The sequence below is a fragment of the Clostridium polynesiense genome (genome assembly GCF_000820705.1).
GTDB classification, from domain to species: Bacteria; Bacillota; Clostridia; order Clostridiales; family Clostridiaceae; genus Clostridium_AA; species Clostridium_AA polynesiense.
The window spans coordinates 46088-61901 of sequence record NZ_CCXI01000120.1 but is presented as its reverse complement, the minus strand read 5'-3'; the positions used below and the strand labels follow the sequence as shown (position 1 = coordinate 61901).

Below are 15814 nucleotides of genomic sequence, written 5' to 3'. Positions count from 1 at the left end.
AACTTTTTTATTAGTTGCTTTAAACCAGCAAAGAATAATATTAATCCCCTAGAGAAATGGAATATAGTATATTTTGTTTGCAAAAAAAAGGTACTAATAATATAATATTATTTGATTATTAACATGAGTTAAAAATAAATTAATTAGTAAAATTATTGAATTTATGAAGTTTTATGTAATTATATTTATCATAACTATTAAAAATAATCAGAATAAACTAATAACTATTTTAAAAGAGAGGTATAAGTATGTTATGTGCATTAATTATGGCTGGGGGTAAGGGAACAAGATTTTGGCCTCTATCAACAGAAGAGCATCCGAAGCAGTTTTTAAAGCTTTTAGGAAATAAAACAATGATTCAGTTAACAGTTGATAGATTGTTAAAATTAATACCTATGGAACAGATATTTATAGTTACATCAAAAAAATATGTTGGATTAGTAAAAGATCAGATACCAGAAATATTAGATAGAAATATAATAATTGAACCTGTAGGTAAAAATACTGCACCATGTATAAGTTTATCTGCATTTATTATTAATAAGTATTATAGTAACTCCACCCTAATAGTTGTACCTTCTGATCATCTGATTCATGATGAAGATGAATTTATAGAGGAATTGAAGAGTGCAGCAAGTTTTATTGAAAAAGATAACGATGCAATAATTACTCTAGGTATAACGCCAACACGTCCTGAAACAGGATATGGTTACATAAAATCATCAATAAATGTGGACAAGATAAACATGTTTCATATAAAAAAGGTAGATAATTTCATTGAAAAACCTAGTATCAATAAAGCTATGGAATATGTTCAGGATGAGAGTTATCTTTGGAATAGCGGAATGTTTATATGGAAGGTACAAAATATAATAAAACTAACACAAAAACATCTTAATAATACCTATAACCTTTTGCATGAGATTGCTATATGTAAAGAAGAAGATTTCAACGAGAAGCTTGAATATAATTATTCAAGGGTAGAATCAATATCAGTAGATTATGCAATTATGGAGAAGACTGAAAATATTTATGTTATTCCCAGCAGCTTTGGTTGGGATGATGTAGGTAATTGGAGTAGTATTGAAAGGTATAGGGATAAAGATATAAATGGTAATGTACATGACTCTAATTCTTTTATGTATAACTCTAAGAATAATATAGTTATAACAAACAAAAAAACTCTTTTGAACAATGTAAGGGATTTGATAATTGTGGAAACAAGTAATCACATTTTAATATCATCTAAAGATCATGAACAGTATATAAAAGAAGCAAAGACTATAGTAAATTAAAGTCTTTGTACTATAATAATTTAAAATATTAATTTTTAAAGAAAAGGTGAGAAAGATAAAAAGGATATTAATTGATGCTACGTCATTAATAAGAAAAACAACTGGAATTGAATATTATACCTTTCAGATTGTAAAAAATCTACTTAAGTATGATGATGGAAATAAATACATAATACTTTTTAAAGAGTCAGTACCTGAAGAACTTCGTATCTTTGAAGGTAAAGCAAAATTTATAATCTGCTCATCTAAAAGCCAAATTTATTGTGAGCAGATATGGATTCCCAGAATCATCAGAAATGAGAAGCCAGATGTTGTGCATTTTCCAGCTTTTCCACCGGGGTTATTGGTTTTTCATAAAAATATTATTTTTACTCTTCATGATGCTACTATGTGGAAATTTAAAGAAACCACCTCTTGGAAAAATAAGGTTTATATGAAGCCTTTAAGTGAATTAGCGGTTCGTAAGGCGAAATATATCTTTACAGTGTCCCTTGACTCTAAAAAGAATATAGATGCGGTCTTCCCTAAGTATAGAAATAAGGTAGTAGTAACAAGAGAGTCTATTTCAGATAAATTCAAAATTATCTCAGATACAAATGATATAGAGAATGTTAAAAAGAAATTTAATATAGATTCTAAATATATTTTGTCAGTTTGTTCCTTGGAACCTAGGAAAAACATACCAAAGCTATTAGAATCTTACTACCATTTATTATTTAAATATAAAAATCATGGTGCTAAACTTGTCTTGGTAGGTAGAAAGGCCTGGGGAAATAACTTGATTAATGAAGTTATTGAGAAATTTGGTTTAGAAAAGGATGTAATTATTACTGACTATGTAAGTGATAGGGATTTGATAAATCTATATAATGGTGCATCATGTTTTATTTATCCTTCGTTATATGAAGGGTTTGGACTCCCTATACTGGAAGCTATGGCATGTGGAATTCCGGTTATAACTTCAAATAATTCATCTATACCTGAAGTAGCTGCAGATGCTGCAATATTAATAAATCCAAATGCCGAAATGGAAATTGCTGAAGCTATTAATAAGGTTTTAGAAGATAGCAATTTAAGAAAAGATATGATAGAAAAAGGATTTACAAGAGTTAAAAGCTTTTCTTGGATTAATATTGTAAATAATATGAAACAGTATTATAGGGAGGTATAAGTGGATACTAGGGTTAGAATGTTTGATATTGAAATTGATAATTTAAGCTGGGAAGAGCTTATTAATACCGTTGATCAAGCTCTCTGTGATAAGAGTAAAAGTAAATATATGCTTACAGTGAATGTAGATCACATAGTTAAGATGCAAGAGGATAAAGAGTTTTTTAATATTTATAAGGAGGCTGACTATATTACTGCAGATGGTGTTCCTATAATATGGGCTTCAAAAGTAATAAAAAAGCCTATTAAAGAAAAGCTTTCAGGCTCAGATATTATCCCGGTAATATTGCCAATGATCGAAGAAAAACAATATAAAATGTTTTTTCTTGGAGCTGCAGAAGGTATAGCACAGCAAGCGGCTGATACTATAAAAAGTCAATATAAAAATATCCAAATAGTAGGGACATATTCACCTAGTTATGGATTTGAAAAAAATATTGAAGAAAATGCTCGGATAATTAATATGATAAAAAAGGCACAGCCGGATTTACTTTTGGTTGGAGTAGGTGCACCTAAGCAAGAAAAATGGATTTATAAATATAAAAATGATTATAATGTCCCTTTATCAATTGGGATAGGAGCAACTTTTGATTTTATAGCAGGTAATATAAAAAGAGCTCCTAAATGGATGCAAAGATCTGGACTTGAGTGGTTTTGGAGATTTATGCAGGAACCCAAAAGGTTATTCAGAAGATATTTTATAGAGGATACACAATTTATAAAAATTCTTATTAAAGAGATTAGACAGAATAAAATTATATAATAAGGAACTAAAATAAATGAATAAATTACATTTAATATATATAATAATAGTAAATTATAATGGCTGGAATGATACTTTACAGTGCATAGAAAGCCTAAATCAAATAGATTATAATAATTATAAAGTCGTAGTAGTAGATAATGATTCACAGGAATCTTATGATAAAATAATGATGGAAAAGTATCCTGATGTGATTTTTATACAAGCGGGAGAAAATTTAGGCTTTGCTGGGGGGAATAATATAGGAATAGATCGGGCTTTATCAGACAACGCTGATTATGTTCTTTTATTAAATAATGATACTATAGTAGATCCGGAATTTTTATCTAATATTATAGAAAAGGTAAAAGAAGAGAAAAATATTGGTATAGCTACAGGTAAAATATATTATCATGATAACAAAAATATCTTATGGTATGCTGGAGGAAGGTTCAGCAACTTAAAAGGAAATGCATATCATTTTGGTACTGATGAAGTAGATAGGGGACAATTTGATGTGGACAAGGAAGTGACTTTCATATCTGGCTGCTACATGCTTATACCTAAAGAAGTAATAAAAACAGTAGGAAATCTTAGTGAGGAATATTTTCTTTATCATGAAGATGTAGACTATTGTCTGAAAGTTGCTAAAAAGGGATATAAATTGATGTATTATCCGAATTCAATAATATATCATAAGGTAAGTGCATCTACTGGTAAAAAATCAAAAATGTATGAGTATTATTACAATAGAAACCGATGCATATTAATTGATAAAAACCTCCGATTTCCATATAAACATATTTCATTCATGTTCTTTTATCTAACAAGAATATTTAAGCTGTTTTTTGGAGAGCAAAGAAACAGCATTGTTTGGAGAGCTTTGGGTGACTATAAAAAGAGGAGATGGGGATATCAGAAAATATAAACTTAAAAGGAGCAGAAGATGAAATCTATTGCAAAGGAATATAACTTAAGTGAAAAACTTATGGTTATAATTGTATATATTTCGTTAATTTATATAACTTTTATAACTCCTATGATGCAGTTACAAATGGCTTTGTTTAATAATATTTTGGTGAGAGGAATGCATTTTCAAATACTCCTTGCAGTAATATCAATTATTTATGTGGTTTGTTATATGATTGAAGGTAATAAACCTAGATTAACAAAGTTTACTATAAGTGCATTGCTATTGGGGTTATATATAATTATTGACGGAATTGTTATTAAATTTAGATTAGGTTATTCATATGAATATATACTTTTTGTATATAATAATATTTTTTATTTATTTATGGCTTTTGTAGTTTTAATATTTCCTAAAAAGCTATCGCAAAAAAAGCTGAAAAACATATTTTTAACATTTGGAATAATAATATGTGTAAATGTAGTTTTAGGTCTTATTCAGCATATTTTTAATTCTCCTTTTTATATCTATAGCGAGGATGTAAATGGTAACTCTTTGTTTCAATCAGAGACCTTTAACCTTGGGGGAAAGGTAAGAGCTATGGGAACAACGGCTTCAGGTTTAAAGCTAGGTCTTTTGCTTATACCAGCTGCTGCCTATTCAGCATACAAATTATTATATGATTTTAATGCTTTAAAGAAATCAAAAAAAGTCCTACATGCTATTTCAGTCATAATTATAGGAATTACTATATTCTTTACATATACTAGAAATATTTATTTTATATTGTTTTATACATTAGCTTTTTTACTTATATATAGGCTTACTGCTGGTAAATGGAGAAAATTGCACATATATCTCTTTCCTTTAATAGTACCTATATTATATATTACAGCAGTTCTTGTTTTGAGCTTTATTACATCTAAAAATCCTACAACAAGCCTATTTTCGGCACAGAGCTTTCTAACAAGAATAATTTTCTGGCAGGATTATATGAAGGATTTTTTCTCTTGGAATCTTATTGATAAGCTTTTTGGAAGATTTTCTATCCAAATTCAAGGGGAAAGAGCTATTAAATATAATGTTCCTGAATTGGTTGTGGATAATATGTATATAAACTTTTTAGGATTTATAGGAATAGTGGGAGTTATAGTTTTTATTATATTCATTTGGCGATTATATTTGAAAATAATAAAAAGTGCGGAAAGTAATACTTTATTATTAATATTCGCTATATATCTTTCTTCAATATTTACTATGGGAATATTAAATGTTCTTGAAGATATATTTCTATTTATTGTTATATTTATATCGTGTGTACTTCTAAATACCTTGGACAAGGAAGGGCGTGACTTTGGTGAAGATTAGCTTTGTGATTCCTTTTACTCAATCTACCGGAGGTATCAAAATAATTTTCCAGTATGCAAATAGGCTGAAAGAACGTGGTCACGATGTAACAATATTTGTTCCAATGAAGGCATATAGCTTTAATAACAAAGGAATCAGTGGCTTTTTTAAAACAGTAAAGGCATCAATAGGAAATACATTAAAAAGAAGAACTAAAGTAGATTGGTTTGACGTAAAAGTTCCAATAAAATTAGTTCCGGCAATAAAAAATTCCTTTATTGAAGACGGAGATATTATAATAGCAACAGCATGGCCCACTGCTTATGATGTGAATAATCTAAAGGATTCAAAGGGTAAGAAGTTTTATTTTGTACAAGGATATGAGAGATGGAGTGGAGATGATCAATTGGTAGATGATACCTATAGATTGCCATTAAAGCCTATAGTAATATCCTCTTGGTTAGATGAATTATTGAAAAAGAAATTCCAGAGGAATGATTCCGTAATAGTATATAATGGAATAGATACAACTGAGTTTTATAATAATGAAAAAAGATATGATGATACATATAACTTATTATTAATGTATCATCCCCTAAAGTCAAAGGGATATAGTGATGGTGTAAAAGCTTATGAAGATGTTAAAAAAATATTTCCTCAAGCTAAGTTATCTATATTTGGAATAGATAAATGCAAAGATATCCCTGAAGGAGCTGTGTTTTATATGAAACCTAATAAAGAACAGCTTAGAGAGTTATATAGTAATGCAGATGTGTACATATTTCCTAGTCATCAAGAAGGCTGGGGGTTAACTCCTATAGAGGCAATGGCTTGTAAATGTGCTGTAGTAGGTAGTAATGTAGGAGCGTTGATGGAAGTTGGTATAAATAAGGTTAATGCTCTTACATCTTCTCCAGGTGATGTTGAGGCATTATCAAAGAATATACAGCTAATATTAAAGGATAGAACGTTATTAAGAAGTATATCTGAAAATGGATTTAAAACCGCTATGGGTTTAAGCTGGGATAAAGCAGTTGAAAATTTGATTCAAATACTGAAGAGTTAACACATTAAAGGTAAGAAGGTGATAAGGTGAATGATTTACCATTAATCAGCATAATAATTCCGGCTTATAATCATGAGAATTATATTCTTGATTGTTTAAATAGTATATTATTGCAAAAATATAAAAATATTCAGTTAATAGTGCTTAATGATGGTTCAAAAGATAATACTGCCAAATTGATATGTGAATTTAAAGATTTAAATCAACAGCATTTTAATGAGTTCATATTTATAGACAAGGCTAATGAAGGGGTAGTAGCTACCATAAACAAAGGCTACCACTTAAGTAAAGGAAAATATATTTCAATAATAGCTTCTGATGATATGATGATAGAAGGCAGGTTGCTAACGCAAATTGAATTTATGGAGAAGAATAATTCATTCATAAGCTGTGGTAATTCTCTTATTATAAGAAATGATATTAAAACTAATGAAGCTGTTATTACTAAAGAATTAAAGAAAAAATATGAAGAAGATTCTCAATTCTATAATCTAATAGTAAATTATTTTATCAGTACACCCACCATTGTTATGAGAAGAGAAGTAATAGAGGAAATAGGACTTTACGATAATAAGTTTTTCATAGAAGATTGGCCGTATTATGTAAAGGTAGCTAAAAAATATAAAATAGATTTTATAGACAAACCATTTTGCTATTATAGGTTACATGGAGAAAATACAACTTCAAATAAATCAAAAATGTTTAATGAAGAAAAACAAATATTAAGATGTTTTTTTAATACATACCATGTACCTTTTAAAATTAAACGGCAAGCTTTATCTCAATTATATATTAGAAATAAAGGACGTAAAACTAATAAGCTAATACAAAAGCTAGAAATAGTAAAAAGTCAATTAATTTACTTAGATATAGAGAAAATAAAAAATAAATTAAAAATAAACGATGTATAGAGAGGATAAGCAGTATGTTTAATGTATCCCTGTTAAAATTTAAAGAATATGTAGATAAATATGGTCATTTAAGCCCTATAGAAAGCGGTTATGATATCCCTTTTAAGATTAAAAGAGTTTATTATATAACCAAAGTAGATAAGGATATAACTCGAGGATATCATTCTCATAGAAAACTTCATCAGGTTCTCGTATGCTTAAATGGTAGTGTGAAGATAAGAGTAAAAACTCCTAATGAAGAAGAAATATATGATCTTAATGATTCATCTGTAGGACTTTATATAGGTCCCATGATTTGGAGAGAAATGTTTGACTTTACAGAAGGTGCAGTGCTTCTAGTTTTAGCATCTGATTATTATGATGAAGAGGATTATATAAGAAACTATGATTTCTATTTAGCAGAAGCGGGAAAAAGATTTTAGGAGGCTATTATATGAAAATACCATTTTTGAATTTTCAGTATATGCATGAACCGATAAAAGAAGAAATTGTATCAAAATTTACTGAAGTATATAATAAATCATGGTTTATTTTAGGGGAAGAAGTTAAAAATTTTGAAAAAGAATTTTCTTCTTTTTGTAGTGCTGATAATTGTATTGGCTGTGGAAACGGATTAGATGCATTATACATAATTTTAAAATCTTTTCAAATAGGTAATGGAGATGAGGTTATAATTCCTTCTAATACTTATATCGCAACAGCATTAGCTGTAAGTTATACAGGAGCTACCCCTATTTTTGTAGAACCTGATATAAATACATATAATATTAATCCAGAACTAATTGAAAGTGCAATAACTAATAAAACAAAAGCAATTATTGCTGTACATTTGTATGGACAACCTGCAGACATGGATTTAATAAATAAAATAGCTAAGAAATATAATTTAAAAGTTATCGAAGATGCTGCACAGGCTCATGGTGCCGTATATAAAGATAAAAGAGTTGGCAATCTTAGTGATGCTGCGGGGTTCAGTTTTTATCCAGGTAAAAATCTAGGAGCATTAGGTGATGGAGGAGCTGTAGTAACAAAGGATTCAGAACTTGCTTTAAAAATAAGACAATTTGGAAATTATGGTTCAGATAAAAAGTACAGTCACATATTTAAAGGAAATAATTCTAGACTGGACGAAATACAAGCAGCATTTTTATCAATTAAGCTTAAATACTTAGAATTATGGAATGATGAAAGAAAACGTGTAGCTAAAAGATACTTAGAAGAAATTAAGAATGAACATATAATACTTCCTTATGTTCCTGAGAATGTAAATCCTGTATGGCATATATTTGCAATTAGAAGTACGAAACGAAATGAACTTCAAAATTATCTTAAAGAAAAAGGTATTGAAACCTTAATCCATTATCCTATAGCTATTCACTTGCAGCCTGCATATAAAGAACTAGGCTTTAAAAGAGGCAGTTTTCCTATATCTGAAAAACTATCAGATGAGGTTCTAAGCATTCCAATGTGGCCTGGAATGAAAGATGAGGAAATTCAATATATTATTGATGTTTTAAATCTATGGGGTAAATAGACAAAATATTTATAAATTCCAACAAAAATTCTATCAAATGTTGGTAGGATTTTTTGTTATTTATAATAAATTATTATAAACTGATTGAGAAAGAATTATTAGAATTAAGTGATTAATCAAAGGAGATAGTATGGGGAAAAGAATTAAGGCTTTTTTAACTATGGGATTTGCTTCAGTAATCCAGGTACTTATTAACGTATTAAGAACTAAGCTAATTGCTGTTATTCTCGGACCTTTTGGTATAAGTATAACATCATATTTAAATAATTTTATAGCAACAATAACATCATTTACAAATCTAGGAATAAACAATGGAATAATAAAGGAAATAAGCAAGGATAAGGATAATAAAGAATATATTAAAAAAGTTGAGGCAACATCTTATGCTGTTACTACTGTATTATCCATTATAGCCGTTTTAATTATAGCTTTTATGTCAAAAAATATAGCTGAGAGAATTCTTAAGGATACCAGCTATTATAGCTATATAATAATTTCTAGCATTGCTATTCCGTTTTTAACCCTAAATTTAATAAATATATCAGTTATAAATGGATTTAGTGGTATTAAAGAATTAGGGAAAGCAAATGTAATTTCTAGTATAGTAAGTTTAATAGTGAGTACGCTTTTGACTTTATTCTTTAAAACTAAAGGTGCTGTATACTCTATTCCTGTAACTGCATTTATCACTTGTATTGTATACTTTTTTTACGGAAGCAAGTGTTTTAAATCAAATGGAACAATAACACATATAAACATCAAAGATATTCAAATTAGTGTTATGAAACCATTAATTAGATATGGAATTGTTGTAATATTTACGTCGGTATTAACAAACTATTCTATGCTTTTTATAAGAACAATAATAATAAATAATTTAGGTATAGAAGCAAACGGAATATTTCAATCTGTATGGGCAATGACTAATCAATACATGATGCTGATCTTATCAGCACTTACGATATACTATATGCCCACATTATGTTCAAAGGGTACGAAGGATGAAATGTCAAAGGAAATGAATGACACCCTTAATCTTGTATTAAAGTTAATTGTACCAGTTCTGATATTGGTGCTTAATACAAGATGGATACTTATTAGAGTATTATACTCTGCAGAATTTGTAGCGGCTTCTATTATAGTGCCAATCTTCTTGATAGCTGATTTCTTTAAAACAATAGCATGGTGCTTAGGTATGCCCCTTTATACTATACCGAAATTAAAAATGCAAATTATTGCTGAGATTATATATGATGGGGTAATGATCCTATTTACTGCTTTCTTTATTAATAAAGTAGGGCTATTCAGTATAGGCATAGGTTACTTTGTTTCTCAGCTTCTTCTTTCAATTACATATTATTTTTACATGAAGAAAACAATAGATTTTGAATTAATAAAAAAGAACCTTAAGCTCATAATAACATCAGTTATTGCACTAGCTTTAACTCTTGCTTCCTCATACTTTATTAGTAAGGGTACAGAAATACTAATTTCTGTTGGTATTTTGATTTTATGGATAAAAATAAATATTGACAAGAGTGAAGTTACTATGGCTATAGAATTTGTCAAGAATAAAATAAATAAAAAATTAAATTGATCTAGGAGTAGTTTGATGGAAAAGAAAAAAATATATTATACATATCCAAGAAGAAAATGGGACAATGATATTGTTAATAGTCAATTCGAACACTTCGATTTCGGTCCAAAGGCTGATATACGCCATGATCAAGATACTATTACAGAAAAGGTTACGCTAAAACAAAAGCTTAAGAAATATAAGTTTATGCGGAAGTTGGGGACATATAAGTTTCGGTATCAGTTATTTAAAAATAATTATGTGCACAAGTATAAAATAAACGAAATAAAAAATTATGATGGAGCTGTACTTAGCCAGCTCTTTCTTAAAGATAGCGATAAATGCAAGATTCCTTATATGGTATATATAGAGAATTCTCACTCTATATTCGCTTATGATTATGAAAAATATGAAAATTTAAAATATAGAAATATAATGATTAATGAAATAAAAAAATGTGTGAATGACGAAAATTTTAAAGGATTCATATTTTACTCCGAGAGAAGCAAGGAAGGATTTTATAAATATTTTAATGATATTGTTCCATATGAATTTAAATTTCAAAGTGTTATATATCCTTTTGTTAAAGATAATATTCTTATAGATAAGATGTTTATAAAAGAGAGAGCCGAAGACTTAAAAAATAAGTCAATAAATCTTCTGTATATTTCTAGCATGTTCTCTTTAAAAGGAGGATGTGAGATTATAGAATCATATTTAGAGTTAAAGAGAAAATATGATGTTACACTTACAATGGTAACTAACCCAAATACTATTCCCAATAAGTATCTTGATTATATTAATGAAGATCCGTCAATACATATTTTTAATAATAATCTTGATAATAACGAACTCCATAATCTTTATAAAAGTAGCCATATCTTGCTGCATCCGACATTTATGGACTCTACTGCAATTGTAATAATGGAAGCATTAAAGTCAGGATTACCTGTAATTGCAACAGATACATATGCAATTCCTGAATATATACAACATGGGGAAAATGGATTTTTGATAGAAAATCCAATAAAATATTGGGATGAAGATATGAAGCCTAATTATCCTTTAGATTTTTTCGGGAGTGTAAATACTGCTAATTATATAGATAAATATAAAAGTAATACTTTATATAAATATATTATAAATGATTTAACAAGATACGTATCTGAAATAGTAGAGGATTATGAATTATATTCTATGAATGCGTACGAGTTGTCAATGACCTCATCTTATACAGAAAATGAAACCTTAAGAAGATGGAATGAGGTGGGAAGTAAACTAATTGATGGTAAAAAAACTAACATATAAAATATGGATAGGTGAAGAATATGAGAAATATCAGTTTAAAAGCCATAATTAAGAAAAATGTATATATAGGAAATAATGTAACTATTGAAGATGATGTTTACATAGATAGCGGAAGTATAATAAGGGATAATGTAATAATAAAAAAAGGGAGCTTTATAGGAGCAAATAGTATCATAGGTGAATATTTAGGAGATTTTTTTAAAGGTAATAATAAAGAGCACATATGTATAATCGGTAAAAACTCAGTTATAAGAAGCGGGGCTATTATATATGGCGATGTTATTATAGAAGATAATTTCCAATCAGGACATAGAATTACTATACGAGAAGGTAGTAGGATAGGAAAAAATGTAAGGATTGGAACTAACTCTGATATACAGCATCAAAGTGTAATAGGTAATTATGTATCTATACATAGTGGTGTTTTTGTAGGTGAAGAAACAATTATAGAAGACTTCGTGTGGTTGTTTCCTCACGTAGTTATAACAAACGATCCAACTCCTCCTTCTAATAAAATATCTCCTGTACGAATTAAAAGATTTGCATCAATTGCAGCAGGAAGCATAATACTCCCCGGAGTGATAATTGGTGAAAACTCCTTAGTAGGAGCAGGTTCAGTTGTTACTAAAAATGTGACAGAAGGCATGGCTGTAGTTGGTAATCCTGCTAAGGAAAAATGCTTAGCAGATAAAATAAAGAATAAGTTTACTGGTAAACCTGCTTACCCTTGGATGTATAATTTTCATAGAGGAATGCCATGGGAAAAAGCAGGCTTCGAAGAGTGGATAAAGAAATCATAGCTAAACAGTATTAGTTTAATAATTAACTACACTGTAGTATTAGCTGACTCTCCTTTAAATGTATCCAAAAATATCTATTTATTTGTTTTAATAGTGGATAGGATATGGAGTTTTCCACTGGCACTTTTAGAAATGGAACGCCTTTCATATAGAAGATAATTATCCATATATAATTTCCTGTTTTTAGGATAGATAAAAGATTTGTTATCGCCTACATGTTTTTTAAGTGCTGACATCCCTGTTCCTGCATATTATGCAATAATTATTTTAAGTATACACTGAAAGAGATTCCAAAACATCAGAATTATAAGAACCTTGATTTATTAGATTCCTTGCTCTAGTGCTTTGCAACTACCGGGTAAAAGTTAAACAGTTATATAAACCACCGAAAGGTGGTTTATTTACTGTAAGAGAAAGTGGCTTTAAGTTTATATAGAAGAAAATCACCAGTTGAAATTTTAGAGTGAAGGTATAAATAGCAGAATAGAACTTGGACAAGGACAAAGTTTAAAGGTTTATAAACAAAACATGAACTTTAATATAAATTTAAATTCAACCATTACAATTATCTTAAAAATATAGTAAAATATGGATATAATAAAACGGTGAATTGGTAAACTGTTAAAACCATCGCTGTATTTTAAAAATAGGAGGTAATTGTATGGTTAAGCTTGAAAAATCAAGAAAGAGGTTATCACTAATAGCACTTATTTGTGCAGTTCTCATGATAGCCGGTTTAATGACCTTTAATTCTAATATTGATGTACAAGCTAAGAATGGCAGAGTAAAAAATGTAATAATGCTTATACCGGATGGGACAAGCATTGAGGCTATTACCATAGCCAGGTGGTATAATGGCGGAAAACCCTTTGCAATGGATGAAATTGCTGTGGGGCTTACTAGAACTCACTGGAGAAACGGTCCTATAACGGATTCCGCTCCCGGAGGAACCGCTTATGCCATAGGCCATAAAACCGATGATAAGCATGTGGGGGTAATAGAAGGCGGTAAGCCTAAAGCCACCTTAATTGAAGCGGCAAGATTATCAGGGAAATCCACCGGTATAGTTGCAACTTCTGAGGTTATGCATGCTACTCCTGCGGATTTTACCGCCCATGATCCTGACAGAGGCAACTACAATTCTCTTATGAAGCAGCAGATATATAATTCTTTAGATGTAGTTTTAGGAGGAGGAAATAGATTTTTTACTCCTGAAGCAGGCGGAAAGAGAGCAGACGGAAAAGACTTAATTGAAACTATAAAAGGTTTAGGTTATGAATATGTAACTACAAAAGAAGGGATGAAGGAATCCAATTCTTCAAAACTCTGGGGAGCTTTTGCAGATAAGGACTTACAATATGATATAGATCGTATAGCTGCTAAATCCGAAGAACCAACCCTTGCAGAAATGTCGAAAAAGGCTATAGAAATATTATCTAAGGATAAGGATGGGTTTTTCCTAATGATAGAAGGAAGTAAAATTGACTGGGCAGCTCATGATAATGACCCTGCAGGAATGGCTGGAGATATAGCAGCCTTTGATGCAGCTGTTAAAGTAGCTCTCGATTTTGCAAAAAAGGATGGAAACACAGTGGTGGTTTCCTCTGCTGACCATGGAACAGGCGGTCCTATTATAGGAGGGATAAATCCTAAGTATTCCAGTGTAACCTTTAAAGACAGTATAGATAGGCTTAAGAGCGCAAAGATATCCTTAGAATATGCAAATACTCTTTTAAAGGGTGCAGATGATAATAAGGTTAGAGAGATATTTAAAGATTTCTACGGCATAAATGACCCTACTGCTGAGGAAATAGCTATGGCGAAGAATGAAAAGATTAATAAGGTTATAAGCAACAGAGCAAATATCAGCTGGGCTTACGGAGGGCATAACGGAGGAGATGTAGGTTTATATAATTACGCTCCTATTGGTTCTGAAAAGCTTGGCGGCGTAGTTGATAATACTGAGGTGGGAAGATATATGGCAAGGGTTTTAGGCCTTGATCTTGACAAGACCTCGGAAAGACTTTTTGTAAATGCTAAAGAAGCCTTTGAAGATGCAGAGATAACTATGGATACTTCAGATAAGGACAATCCTATTTTGAAGGTTAAAAAGGGCAAAAAGACTCTTGAGCTTTTTGGGTACAGCAATGTAGCCAGGATTGACGGAAAAGAAATTAAGCTTGAAGGAGTAATAGTGACAAATAAGACTTCTAAAGGATACAGCGTAGAAGATACCTATGTACCCATGCAGGCTGTAAAGCTTATAAAGTAAAATATAATTAAGGGCTATGATAAATGCTCTGTGTTCTTAAGGGAAGTAATCCCAAGGAACACAGAGCATTTCATATAGATAAAAGCTTCTTCTTACTTGATATTGTAGGTATGATCAAGAGGGCCGGAAGCTTTTCCTAAATCCAGCATGGCACCTAAAGCTCCGGTAAGATACTCTTTGGCATTTTTAATGCTTTCTTCAAGGGAATATCCTGCTGCTAAATTACAAGCTATTGCTGATGAAAGGGTACAGCCTGTACCGTGAGTATTAGGGTTATTGATGCGCTTTGATTTAAACCAGTGAATATTACCTTCTTCATACAAAAGATCTATGGCATCATTTACTAGATGTCCTCCCTTTACAAGAATAGATCCTTTGATAATTTCGGATATTTTTTTTGCTGCTGCAATCATGTCTTCTTCGTTCTTTACTGGAAATCCGCAAAGCACCTCTGTTTCAGGAATATTCGGAGTAATAACCCTTCCCAGGGGCATTAATTCATTGATTAGGGCGTTGCGGGCTTCATCAGAAAGAAGCTTTGAACCGCTGGTGGAAACCATAACTGGGTCAACTACAATATTTTTAGCATTATACTGTTTTAGCTTTTTAACAATCACTTTGATAATGGCACTGCTAGAGACCATACCTATTTTAACGCTGTCTGGAATGATGTCGGTAAAAATGCAATCAAGCTGATTTGCCACAAATTCCGGTGAAGCCTCCATAATTCCGTAAACACCTGTTGTGTTTTGAGCGGTAAGAGCAGTGATAGCGCTCATTGCATACATTTTATGAGCGGTAATTGTCTTTATATCTGCCTGTATACCTGCTCCTCCACTGCAGTCGGAGCCGGCAATGGTTAAAACCTTTTTCATTGAAATAA

At 30.3% G+C, this 15814-nt stretch carries 14 protein-coding genes; 13 read left to right on the top strand and 1 reads right to left on the bottom strand.

The genetic code is table 11. The features are described 5' to 3' along the window. Positions 1-248 precede the first annotated feature (248 nt). The 13 genes from TA89_RS11790 (at position 249) to TA89_RS11730 (ending at position 14931) form a co-directional block, all read left to right on the top strand. The gene (locus TA89_RS11790) at positions 249-1295 is read left to right on the top strand and encodes a mannose-1-phosphate guanylyltransferase (RefSeq protein WP_040213575.1); all 1047 of its coding nucleotides are present in this window, start codon (positions 249-251) and stop codon (positions 1293-1295) included. A 46-nt stretch (positions 1296-1341) separates the two neighbouring features. Then, positions 1342-2466, top strand: coding sequence for a glycosyltransferase family 4 protein (locus TA89_RS11785; RefSeq protein ID WP_040213574.1), 1125 nt, complete (start codon positions 1342-1344; stop codon positions 2464-2466). Next, entirely contained in the window at positions 2467-3228 is a 762-nt protein-coding gene (locus tag TA89_RS11780; protein ID WP_242850132.1) for a WecB/TagA/CpsF family glycosyltransferase, read from the top strand. A gap of 16 nt (positions 3229-3244) precedes the next feature. Continuing rightward, positions 3245-4135 (top strand): glycosyltransferase family 2 protein, encoded by an 891-nt coding sequence (locus TA89_RS11775; RefSeq protein ID WP_040213573.1) that lies wholly within the window; start codon positions 3245-3247, stop codon positions 4133-4135. An 18-nt stretch (positions 4136-4153) separates the two neighbouring features. Continuing rightward, on the top strand, positions 4154-5485 hold the full coding sequence (locus tag TA89_RS11770) for a hypothetical protein (RefSeq protein WP_040213571.1): 1332 nt from the start codon (positions 4154-4156) through the stop codon (positions 5483-5485). Next, positions 5475-6530 carry a glycosyltransferase family 4 protein gene (locus TA89_RS11765; protein WP_242850133.1) on the top strand — a complete coding sequence of 352 codons (1056 nt, stop codon included), beginning with the start codon at positions 5475-5477 and terminating at the stop codon, positions 6528-6530. The genes TA89_RS11770 and TA89_RS11765 overlap by 11 nt, the downstream gene beginning before the upstream one ends. 26 nt (positions 6531-6556) lie before the next feature. After that, the gene (locus TA89_RS11760) at positions 6557-7441 is read left to right on the top strand and encodes a glycosyltransferase family 2 protein (RefSeq protein ID WP_040213567.1); all 885 of its coding nucleotides are present in this window, start codon (positions 6557-6559) and stop codon (positions 7439-7441) included. A 14-nt stretch (positions 7442-7455) separates the two neighbouring features. Then, a complete protein-coding gene (locus tag TA89_RS11755; protein WP_040213566.1) occupies positions 7456-7863 on the top strand; it encodes a sugar 3,4-ketoisomerase in 408 nt (135 codons plus the stop codon). Between the two features lie 11 nt (positions 7864-7874). Further along, positions 7875-8975 (top strand): DegT/DnrJ/EryC1/StrS family aminotransferase, encoded by a 1101-nt coding sequence (locus tag TA89_RS11750; RefSeq protein ID WP_040213564.1) that lies wholly within the window; start codon positions 7875-7877, stop codon positions 8973-8975. 130 nt (positions 8976-9105) lie between these two features. After that, positions 9106-10572: an oligosaccharide flippase family protein gene (locus tag TA89_RS11745; RefSeq protein ID WP_040213562.1), complete on the top strand. Its 1467-nt coding sequence runs from the start codon at positions 9106-9108 to the stop codon at positions 10570-10572. Between the two features lie 15 nt (positions 10573-10587). Beyond that, positions 10588-11859 carry a glycosyltransferase family 4 protein gene (locus TA89_RS11740; RefSeq protein WP_040213560.1) on the top strand — a complete coding sequence of 424 codons (1272 nt, stop codon included), beginning with the start codon at positions 10588-10590 and terminating at the stop codon, positions 11857-11859. A 20-nt stretch (positions 11860-11879) separates the two neighbouring features. After that, positions 11880-12659 carry an acyltransferase gene (locus tag TA89_RS11735; RefSeq protein WP_040213558.1) on the top strand — a complete coding sequence of 260 codons (780 nt, stop codon included), beginning with the start codon at positions 11880-11882 and terminating at the stop codon, positions 12657-12659. A gap of 661 nt (positions 12660-13320) precedes the next feature. Further along, positions 13321-14931, top strand: coding sequence for an alkaline phosphatase (locus TA89_RS11730; protein WP_040213557.1), 1611 nt, complete (start codon positions 13321-13323; stop codon positions 14929-14931). A gap of 92 nt (positions 14932-15023) precedes the next feature. Here the strand turns inward: TA89_RS11730 and thiD are convergent, their stop codons facing one another. Further along, a complete protein-coding gene (gene thiD, locus TA89_RS11725; protein WP_040213555.1) occupies positions 15024-15806 on the bottom strand; it encodes a bifunctional hydroxymethylpyrimidine kinase/phosphomethylpyrimidine kinase in 783 nt (260 codons plus the stop codon). Between the last annotated feature and the right edge of the window lie 8 nt (positions 15807-15814).

Coding starts and splice junctions, on each gene's coding strand:
- TA89_RS11790 (WP_040213575.1), top strand. CDS start 249: ATGTTATGTGCATTAATTATGGCTGGGGGTAAGGGAACAAGATTTTGG.
- TA89_RS11775 (WP_040213573.1), top strand. CDS start 3,245: ATGAATAAATTACATTTAATATATATAATAATAGTAAATTATAATGGC.
- TA89_RS11770 (WP_040213571.1), top strand. CDS start 4,154: ATGAAATCTATTGCAAAGGAATATAACTTAAGTGAAAAACTTATGGTT.
- TA89_RS11755 (WP_040213566.1), top strand. CDS start 7,456: ATGTTTAATGTATCCCTGTTAAAATTTAAAGAATATGTAGATAAATAT.
- TA89_RS11750 (WP_040213564.1), top strand. CDS start 7,875: ATGAAAATACCATTTTTGAATTTTCAGTATATGCATGAACCGATAAAA.
- TA89_RS11745 (WP_040213562.1), top strand. CDS start 9,106: ATGGGGAAAAGAATTAAGGCTTTTTTAACTATGGGATTTGCTTCAGTA.
- TA89_RS11740 (WP_040213560.1), top strand. CDS start 10,588: ATGGAAAAGAAAAAAATATATTATACATATCCAAGAAGAAAATGGGAC.
- TA89_RS11735 (WP_040213558.1), top strand. CDS start 11,880: ATGAGAAATATCAGTTTAAAAGCCATAATTAAGAAAAATGTATATATA.
- TA89_RS11730 (WP_040213557.1), top strand. CDS start 13,321: ATGGTTAAGCTTGAAAAATCAAGAAAGAGGTTATCACTAATAGCACTT.
- thiD (WP_040213555.1), bottom strand. CDS start 15,806: ATGAAAAAGGTTTTAACCATTGCCGGCTCCGACTGCAGTGGAGGAGCA.